This window comes from Streptomyces sp. NPDC055099, from assembly GCF_053607685.1.
Window position 1 is genome coordinate 1 of record NZ_JBSGUA010000025.1, and the last position, 9116, is coordinate 9116.

At 70.7% G+C, this 9116-nt stretch carries 8 protein-coding genes and 1 pseudogene; 4 read left to right on the top strand and 5 right to left on the bottom strand.

Features of this window, described 5'->3' with window-relative positions:
• Positions 1-38: 38 nt before the first annotated feature.
• From ACWFRU_RS37930 to ACWFRU_RS37940, 3 genes are all read right to left on the bottom strand, one after another.
• The gene (locus ACWFRU_RS37930; RefSeq protein ID WP_453692668.1) at positions 39-929 is read right to left on the bottom strand and encodes a hypothetical protein; all 891 of its coding nucleotides are present in this window, start codon (positions 927-929) and stop codon (positions 39-41) included.
• An 89-nt stretch (positions 930-1018) separates the two neighbouring features.
• On the bottom strand, positions 1019-1870 hold the full coding sequence (locus ACWFRU_RS37935; protein WP_453692670.1) for an ABC transporter permease: 852 nt from the start codon (positions 1868-1870) through the stop codon (positions 1019-1021).
• Positions 1867-2871, bottom strand: coding sequence for an ATP-binding cassette domain-containing protein (locus ACWFRU_RS37940; RefSeq protein ID WP_453692672.1), 1005 nt, complete (start codon positions 2869-2871; stop codon positions 1867-1869). The genes ACWFRU_RS37935 and ACWFRU_RS37940 overlap by 4 nt, the downstream gene beginning before the upstream one ends.
• Before the next feature lie 180 nt (positions 2872-3051).
• On the opposite strand from ACWFRU_RS37940, the gene ACWFRU_RS37945 reads away from it, so the two are divergent.
• On the top strand, positions 3052-3495 hold the full coding sequence (locus tag ACWFRU_RS37945; RefSeq protein WP_453692674.1) for an SH3 domain-containing protein: 444 nt from the start codon (positions 3052-3054) through the stop codon (positions 3493-3495).
• 108 nt (positions 3496-3603) lie between these two features.
• The gene (locus ACWFRU_RS37950; RefSeq protein ID WP_453692676.1) at positions 3604-3996 is read left to right on the top strand and encodes a hypothetical protein; all 393 of its coding nucleotides are present in this window, start codon (positions 3604-3606) and stop codon (positions 3994-3996) included.
• A 123-nt stretch (positions 3997-4119) separates the two neighbouring features.
• On the opposite strand, the gene snpA is transcribed toward ACWFRU_RS37950, so the two are convergent.
• A complete protein-coding gene (snpA, locus tag ACWFRU_RS37955; RefSeq protein WP_453692678.1) occupies positions 4120-4785 on the bottom strand; it encodes a snapalysin in 666 nt (221 codons plus the stop codon).
• Between the two features lie 220 nt (positions 4786-5005).
• Here snpA and ACWFRU_RS37960 point away from each other — a divergent pair, with 220 nt between their 5' ends.
• Positions 5006-5944, top strand: coding sequence for a LysR family transcriptional regulator (locus tag ACWFRU_RS37960; RefSeq protein WP_453692680.1), 939 nt, complete (start codon positions 5006-5008; stop codon positions 5942-5944).
• Between the two features lie 121 nt (positions 5945-6065).
• Here the strand turns inward: ACWFRU_RS37960 and ACWFRU_RS37965 are convergent, their stop codons facing one another.
• Positions 6066-8156 carry a PhoX family protein gene (locus ACWFRU_RS37965; RefSeq protein WP_453692682.1) on the bottom strand — a complete coding sequence of 697 codons (2091 nt, stop codon included), beginning with the start codon at positions 8154-8156 and terminating at the stop codon, positions 6066-6068.
• Between the two features lie 575 nt (positions 8157-8731).
• Between ACWFRU_RS37965 and ACWFRU_RS37970 the strand changes: the two are divergent.
• Positions 8732-9116: pseudogene (locus ACWFRU_RS37970) on the top strand (VWA domain-containing protein); the annotation flags it as partial.

Genomic DNA, 9116 nt, shown 5'->3' on the forward strand with positions numbered 1-9116 from the left:
CAGGGGGCCCGCCCCCCTCACCCCCCGACAAGATGGCCTCAACCGCCGGCCGGGCTGGAATTCCCAGCCCGGCCGGCGATTGAGGACGATCTCGGCGGAACCGGTGATTGACGGCGCCGAAGCAGCCACGCGGCAAGCGCAACGCACAGCCCCGCCCCCAGGATCACCCACCCCGCCACGCTCAGTGAGTGCGTCAGCGCGTCGTACACCGCCTCCGCGGCCGGGCGGGAGACGTCTTTCGGGAGGTCGTCCAGGGTCAGCCCGCGGCCCACCATGACCGCCACGGCGAGCAACGCCCCGGCCAGCGCGGCGCCCAGCGCCGTACGGACGACCGCGCGGCGGCGGTGGACCGCCAGGTAGATGCCGGCCACGGCGAGCAGCACCGCCGCGACCGGGAGCCAGAGGCCCGCCATCTGGAGCATGTGGAATCCCTTCCCGAAGGGGCCGAGGTCCGAGGACTCCATGAGCGTCACCTCGGTGTGCGTGACGGGGATGCTGTCGGCGAACGGCACGCCGTCCGCGGCCAGTTGGCGCTTGACCTGCTCGGTGATCGGCGCCAGGTCGATGGTGACGGCGCCGCCGTCCGACCTGTCGCTGAGCGCCCGCTGCACCGCGTCGTGCGCGGCACGGTTCGCCGCGTCCCAGGCCGTCCTGAAGGCCTTCGTACCGGTGAAGGACCGCACCGCGTCCCCGAGGAACGACTCGACGGTGCCCTGCAGCGGGCCCACGTCGATCTGCCGCGTCACCGAGTCCGTGACCGCCGCGGCCACCGCGTCGCGTACGTCGGGGTCGGAGGCGAGCGGCGCCATCGTGGCGACGTACGCGTCGGCGTCCTCGATCTCGTACTTCGCCCAGGTGGAGAGCGCGCCGAGGGGGACGAGGAGGACCGCGAGGACCAGGAGGACGGCGGACAGCGGGCGTCTGAACACGCACCCAAGGAGAAGTCCCGGTCACGCGGGGCGCGACCGGGACACCCGCATACGGGGCAAGAACTTCCTACTTGCGGTTCGAGAACTTCCTACTTGCGGTTGTAGAGCCGCATCGTCACCGGGCCGAACACCGCCACGAGCAGCACCACCCAGCCCAGCGCCCACGCGAGCGACGAGCCCGGGGCCGTGCCCGCCATCAGGTCGCGGACCGCCGACGCGAGGTGCGTGATGGGGTTGTTGTTGACGAAGGCCTGCAGCCAGCCCGGCATGGTCTCCGGCTTCACGAAGATGTCGCTCAGGAACGTCAGCGGGAAGATCACCATCATGCTGACGCCCATCACGGACTTCTCGGTGCGCAGCAGGAGACCGAACATCGTCCACACCCACGAGAAGGCGAACGAGAAGACGAGCAGGAGCAGTACGCCGCCCACCACACCGAGGACGCCGCCGTCCGGGCGGAAACCCAGGATGATGCCGACGGTCAGCATGACCACGGACGCGATCGCGTAGCGCAGGGCGTCGCCCAGGAGATAGCCGACCATCACCGACGGGCGCCAGATCGGCAGCGTGCGGAAGCGGTCGAAGACGCCTTTCTCGATGTCGGTGTTGACCGAGACGCCCGTATACATCGTGATCATGACGACGGACATCACGAGGATGCCGGGCAGCAGGTACTGGATGTACTCGGTCGGCGAACCGGCGAGTGCGCCCCCGAAGAGGTACGTGTACATCAGCACCATCATGATCGGGAACGCCGTCACGTCGAAGAGCTGCTCCGGCACATGCTTGATCTTCAGCATCGCCCGCCAGCCGAACGTGAGGGACGCGGAGAGCGCGCTGGGGCGTTGCGGCCGGTCACCGGAGACGAGCAGCTCGGCGAGGGACTCGGTGCTGACGGGCGCCAGGTCCTGGGCCTCGGATGTGGTGGTCGCGGTGCTCATGCCTGTGCCTCTTTCTCTTTCTCCGCCATGTCCGTCGCGTGGTGGGGGGTGCCGGTGAGGGCCAGGAACACCTCGTCCAGGCTGGGCTGGCCGAGGGAGAAGTTGTCCACGGTGATGCCCGCCCTGGCCAGTTCGGCGAGGGCGCGGGACGCCTTCTCGGCGGCGCCCCTGCCGTTCGCCCCGCCGCTGCCGACGCGGGCGGTGAGGGCCACCGGGTCGGGTTCGAGCTGGACCTCGGCGTCGAGTGCGGCGCGCAGCGCCCGCGCCGCCTCCTCGCGCTGGTCCGCGTCCCGGAGCCGTACGTGCACCGAGCCCGCGCCGACCGACGCCTTCAGCTCGCCCTTGGTGCCCTCGGCGATGACCTTGCCGTCGTCGATGACGGCGATGCGGGACGCGAGGTGGTCGGCCTCGTCCAGATACTGCGTGGTGAGCAGGACCGTCGTGCCGTGCGCGACGACCGCCCTGACGATGTCCCAGACCTGGTTGCGGCTGCGGGGGTCGAGGCCCGTCGTGGGCTCGTCGAGGAAGAGCAGGTCGGGGGTGTTGAGGATGGACGCCGCGATGTCGATGCGGCGGCGCATGCCGCCGGAGTAGTTCTTCACCTGCCGGGTGGCCGCGTCGGTCAGACCGAAGGCTTCGAGGAGCTGCGCGGCCCTGGCGTACGCCGCCTTCTTGCCGTGGCCGGTGAGGCGGGCCAGGAGCACCAGGTTCTCGGTGCCGGTCAGGTCCTCGTCGACCGAGGCGTACTGCCCGGTGAGGCTGACCCTGCTGCGTACGGCGTCGGCCTCGCGCACGACGTCGTGGCCGAAGACGTGGGCGTCGCCGCCGTCCGGGCGCAGCAGGGTGGCGAGCATCTTCACGGTGGTGGTCTTGCCCGCGCCGTTCGGGCCGAGCAGACCGTAGACCGTGCCGGCCGGGATGGTGAGGTCCACGCCGTCGACGGCGCGGTTGTCACCGAAGGTCTTCACCAGGCCCGCGGTCTCGATGGCCACGCTGTTCATGTCGTACGCCCTCTCACGTCAGCACGTGCAGTACGTGTCGTTCCGTCACGAGGTCAGACCGTCCGCGCGGCGCAAACTCATCGCCCGGTGGAGCCTTAGCCCGAACGGGTGTTTGCTGGAGAGGGGACAAAAGGGCGGGGATGGGGGGATCGGGGTAATTCCGGAAAGAGGAGGTCGATCATGCGGACCACTCCGGCCCTGAGAACCACTCCGGCCGTCCTGGGAACTCTCGTCACCGCGCTCCTGACCGCGGGAGCACTGTCCCTCGGAGGTGCCGCACCAGCATCCGCCACCGCGCCACCCACGCACAACGACCACGACGTGGTCTGGGGGACCATCATCGCCCCCAAGGACCTGAAGATCCGGGACGCGCCCTCCACCGGCGCCTCGGTCGTCGCGAAGCTTCCGGGCGAGAGCCAGGACCGCGTGGAGTGCCAGACGCGGGGTTCGAGCGTCTGGGGCAACTCGTACTGGTACTGGCTGGGCGGGGTGCGGGGCTGGGCGAGCGCCGCGTACGTCGACACCGGCGGGAAGCACGTGCCGAGCTGCGCCACCGCGGACCCGTGCCAGGAGTACAAGCCCTGCTGGGACACCTGCGAGGGCGGCTACAACCGCGACCACTGAGGCCGCCGAGTTGCCGGGCGGCGCCGGCGGGTGTGCCCTGGATGGTGGGGCGGGCGTGAAAGGCGGGACCGGGGGCTACCGGGGGCGGAGGAGTCTGGAGGAACCGTCATGGCTCACGTGGCATCCACGCCATCCGTACCCCGCGTCCGCGGGGGCTCCCACGTCACCGGTATCGCGCCGGTCGCCGCGGTCCTCGGCCTGGTCTACGGCCTCTGGACCGCGCAGATCGCGCGGGACGCCGGTCCCATCACCACCGGCAACGTCATGCTCGGCGTCGTGGCCGGGATCGTCTTCGCCGTGGTCTTCATGGGCCTGTGGAAGGCCGCGCCCCGCCTGCCGCGCGAACTGCGCGCGGCGGCCTGGGCCGCCTTCGCCGGAATCTCCTTCGGCTACATCTACAGCCTGACGGACGCGACGATCCTGCGGTCCGTGTTCATGGCGCTCGCGGTGACGGGCGGCGTGTTCGCCGCGACGTTCTACCGCTACTACACGCGCGAATGACGGCTCGCTCGCAGCGCACGTGACCCACGCGAGCCATGTGACGCACTGTGCCCACCGGCGTCGAGCGCGCCGGTGGGCACAGTGGGTTGTTCAGCAGCAGGTCAGACAGGAGGTGCGCTCACCTCAGCCGACCTTCTCCAGTCTGTCCAGCTTGTCCAGCGCCTTCGCGAGACCGTTGGCCCACAACTGGTCGACCTTGGCCCGCTCGTTCGCGTCCGGCTGCGCGTTGGTGCACGAGGTGCCCGGTCCGCCGCCGGACATCAGCTCGCTGCACGGACCTTCGTAGTGGTCCGGCAGGCCGAGGACGTGACCCGTCTCGTGCGCGGTCACACGGGTCGAGTCGTACTGCTGGTTCTGCGCGTAGTCCAGGAAGATGTAGCCCTGGCCGTGGCCGTCCGTGCTCGCGTACGAACCGCGCGGGTCATTGCCCTCGCGGTACTCGAAGCTCGCACCGCCACTCCCCTCCTGGAGCTTCACGTTGGACACCGCGCCGTTCCAGATGGAGGTGCTGCTGGCTATCTGCTGCGCGAAGGTCGGGGCACCGGAGGCGTCGTACACCACGGTGACCTGCTTCGCGCCCGGGTTGGCCGCGCGCTTCTCGGCGACCGACTTGAGGACGGCGTCGAAGAACGCCTTGTTGGCCGCGGCTTCCTCACCGGAGCCCGCGTAGTTGGCGTACGCGGAGGTGGCGGACGGCGCGGTGGGGGTCGCTGCCGTCGCGGACGTCGAGCCGAGACCGGCTGCCGCGAGGCCGATGACGGCCGCGACGGACAGGTAACGCTTGTTCATGTGGGGGGCTCCCTACTCGTTCGGTGAAAGGTGAACGGTTCGGTACCGGGAGTGTCAGGGAGCCAGGGGCCCGAGCGGATGATGGCAAGTGGTGATAGCGCGGGGCTATCGCCCGCCGTCCGCCAACCTTCCCCGGGGGCCAACGCGTGCCCAACTCAGGTGGTTCCCGTGGGGTTTGTGAGTCTGGTGCGGCGCCCCTTACCGCTCTACGCTCACGGCCATGGAGCTAGAGGTGAGGCACCTCCGCGCGCTGTGCGCCATCGCCGACACCGGCAGCCTGCACAAGGCCGCGCGCCAACTCGGCATGAGCCAGCCCTCGTTGACGACGCAGCTGCGCCGCATCGAGCAGGAGATCGGCGGCCAGCTCTTCGCCCGCGAGCGCACCGGCTGCCGGCCGACCCCGCTCGGCCGCGTCGCCCTCAGCCGGGCCCGTCCCCTCGTCAGCGAGATGCGGGCGCTGGTCAGCGAGACGAAGGCGGCCGCCGCGCGCGCCACCGAGGGGCCGCAGCTGCGCATCGGGTCCACCGCGAGCCGTGCCATACCGGGCTGGCTGCGGCGGCTCCGGGTGCGGCTGCCCGCCACCGAGACCTCGCTCCAGATGGACGTCTCCGCCAACGCGCTGCTGCGCATGGTCGCGGGCGGGCAGCTCGACGTGGCCTTCGTGCACGAGGTGGAGGGGAGCCCGCTGCGGATGCCGGAGGGCTTGCGGTGGCGCGTGCTGGTCGAGCGCGAGCCGCAGTTCGTCTTCCTGCCGGCCGACCATCCGGCGGCGGCGCAGCCCGTCGTCCACCTCTCCGACCTCGCCGCCGACCGGTGGATGGTCGACCCGACGGTGGACGGCGAGTGGGACGGACTGCTCCGGGTGCTGCGGGCCGCCGGGATCAACCCCCGTGTCCTGCACGGCGACTACCTCACCGCGTCCTCGCTCGTCGCCACCGGCGAGGTCGTCACGGTCTGCCAGCCGACCTCGCACGACCGACCCGACATGGCGGTCCGACCGCTGTACGGCGACCCGCTCGGCGTACGGCTGCTGGTGGCGGCCCGTACGGTGCAGGCGCTGGACGCGGTGTACGGGGATCTCGAGGCCTCGTACTGGGAGGCGGCACGCCAGTCGCCCGCTTACGGGGAGTGGCTCGAAGGCAGGGCAACGGCGGCCTGACGGCGGGGGCACGGCAGGGGGCATGACAGGGGCCCATGACAGAGGCCCATGACAGAGGGGGCACCCCGCAGGCGCGGGATGCCCCCCTCATCACGTACGTCCCACCCGGTGGAAGCGCCGCTCAGACGCCGATGTCGCAGCCGTCCTTGCGCCACACGGAGACGACCGACGGCCGGACGATCTTCCCCGGGCCGTCGGGCCACGCGCTCGCGGGCTTCTCGACGGACGCGCCGTCGATCTCGCCCGGGTGCTGCACCGAGACGAGCACGCGGTTGTCCTGGATGATCGGACCGCAGGTCTCCGCGCCGTTCGGCATGGTCAGGAACTGCTTGAGCTCACCGCGCCGCTCCCCCTTGGTCGCGACCCCGAACAGGCCGTCGTGCGAGCCGAGTTGGTTGCCGTCCGTCGAGATCCACAGGTTGCCGTGCGGGTCGAAGGCGACGTTGTCCGGGCAGGAGATCGGGCTGACCTTGTCCTTCGGGAAGCCCGCGAAGTACGTGGCCGGGTCCTCGGGGTCGCCCGCGACGAGGAAGAGCGACCAGGCGAAGGTGGTCGAATCGGCCCGGTTGCGGCGCTCGGTCAGTTCGAGGACCTGCCCGTGCTTGTTCAGGTTGCGCGGGTTGGCCTCGTCGGCACCGGCCTTGCCCGCCTTGCCGCGGTCGGAGTTGTTCGTGAGTGCGACATAGACCTTGCCGGTGTGGGGCGACGGCTCGACGTCCTCGGGGCGGTCCATCTTCGTGGCGCCGACCTTGTCACCGGCCTGACGCGTGAAGACGTACACCTCCTCGGCGGTCATGCCCTCGACGTGCGAGACGGCGTGGCCCTTGGGGCCCGCGGTGGCGAGCGGTATCCAGACGCCGCTGCCGTCGAACTCACCGTCGGCGGGCAGCTTGCCGGTGCCGTCGATGTCGGCGGCCGGGGAGTCGCCGGTCAGCTTGGCGACGTACAGCGTGCCCTCGTCGAGAAGCGTGAGGTTGTGCTCGTGCGCGGCGCGGGAGGTGCCCTTGGCGACGCGCTTGCTGCTGACGAACTTGTAGAAGTAGTCGAACTTCTCGTCGTCGCCCATGTAGACCACGGGGCGGCCGTCGTGCGTGAGGCGCGGCTGCGCGGCCTCGTGCTTGAAGCGGCCGAGCGCGGTGCGCTTGCGCGGGGTCGAGTCCGGGTCGTACGGGTCGAGTTCGACGACCCAGCCGAAGCGGTTGGCCTCGTTGGGCTCCTTGGCGAGGTCGAAGCGGTCGTCGAAGCGCTCCCACTTGCGCTCGGAGGCGGCGCCGATGACGCCGTACCGCTTGAGCCGCGCGGCGGCGGTGGGCTCGGTGACCTTCTCGGCGTTGGCGAAGTACTGGTTGAAGTTCTCCTCGCCGTGCAGGGTCGTGCCCCACGGGGTGGTGCCGCCCGCGCAGTTGTTGAGCGTGCCGAGGACCTTGGTGCCGCGCGGATCGGCCTTCGTACGGACGTACTCGCTGCCCGCGGCGGGGCCGGTGAGGCGGAACTCGCTGGTGGCGGTGAGGCGGCGGTTGAGCTGGTGACGGCTGACGGCGGTCAGCTTGCCGCTCCTGCGCTCCTCCTCGACGACCACCACGGAGAGGCCGTGGGCGGCCCAGGCGATCTCAACCTGCTCGCGTGTTGGGTTGGCGGCGTCGTATCCCTTGAACATCAGGATCTCGTCGGTGTACTCGTGATTGGCGACGAGGACCTGGCGCCCGCGCTCGCGGCGCAGCGGCAGGAGGCTCAGGAAGTCGTTGTTGTAGCCGAACTGTCCTGCCTGCGCCTTGGCGGTCTGCTTGTCCGGGTCGAAGGCCGGGGCGCCACGGAGGATGGGCTCGCCCCAGCGGATGACGATGTTCTGGGCGTAGCCGTCCGGGATCGTCACGGAGTCGGTCTTGTTGGGCGCGACGGGCGTGAAGCGGAGACCGCGCGCCCCCTTTTTGCTTTTGTGCGACGCCGGTTTCTGGGGCGCGGCGGCCGCCTCGGGGGCGGCTGGGCCCGCGACGACGGCGCTGCCCGCGGCGGTCGCCACGGTCACGACCGCGGCGGCGCGCATCATCGAGCGGCGGCTGAGCGCGCCCGCTATGACGTCGCCGACGTACTCGTTGTCGCTGGTGTTGGGCACCTCGTGGAAGCAGGCGTCACCACAACGGAACCGGCAGGTCAGGGCGGACCGGTTGCCGCTCCCCTGGTGCGAGGTGATGATCGGCAGCAGCTTGCGCACGGGTTCCTCCGTTGTGTGGCGTGTGCCTGGCATGCGCCTGGCGTGGCTTGATTCCGCCGTGACGCTAGGCGCGGAGGTCGGCAGGGCGACGGCCTGAGGGTGAACGCGAGGTGAACCGAGAGCGCACAGAGGGCAGTTGAGCTGCGGGTGCGGGGTGCGCTTGGGGCTGATCCGGGGTGCGGGTGACGCTTGGGCGACCCTCACCAAGATCGCCTGCCGCGACGGCTAACCTTACGTGTCCGCCCTGGCCAGGGGTTATCGGGAATCAACTCACGCGAAGGGGTGCACCCATGGGCATTCTGAGTGTCCTGCGGAACGCGTTCGGACGGTCTTCACGCAAGGGGGATCAGGCTCCGGAGCCTGAGGCGGCGACTCCGGAGGCTTCGAAGGCCTCAGAGGCTTCGGAGTCCGCCGAAGGCCCGGCGGCTACCGCTCCCTCTCCCTCTTCCTCTTCCGGTTCCGGTTCCGGTTCCGGTTCCGCCACGGTGCCGGCGCCCTCGTCCGAGCGGGTGCCTCCGGCGTCCGAGCCGAAGGCGACGGTTCCGTCGCCTTCGACCGAGCCTTCGCCTTCGGCGGTGGATGATCTCGTCGCGGCGGCGTTCGACCGGGACCGGGTCTCGGTCCCGTCACCTTCACCGGCACCGGACGCTGCCGCTGATCCGGAGCCGGCCGCGCCTGCGGCTGCGGCTGAGCCGGAGCCTGCCTCCCCCGAGCCTGCCGCTGAGCCGGAGCCTGCCTCCCCCGAGCCTGCCGCTGAGCCGGAGCCTGCCTCCCCCGAGCCTGCCGCTGAGCCGGAGCCTGCCTCCCCCGAGGCGGAGGTTGCTGCCCCGGAGGGGGAGGTTGCTGCCCCCGCAGCTGCCGCCGAGCCCGACTCCACCCCGGAGGCAGAGGTCGCCGCCGAGCCCGAGGCTGACGCCCCGGAAGCCGAGATCGTGACCCCCGAAGCGGTCGCCCCCGAGG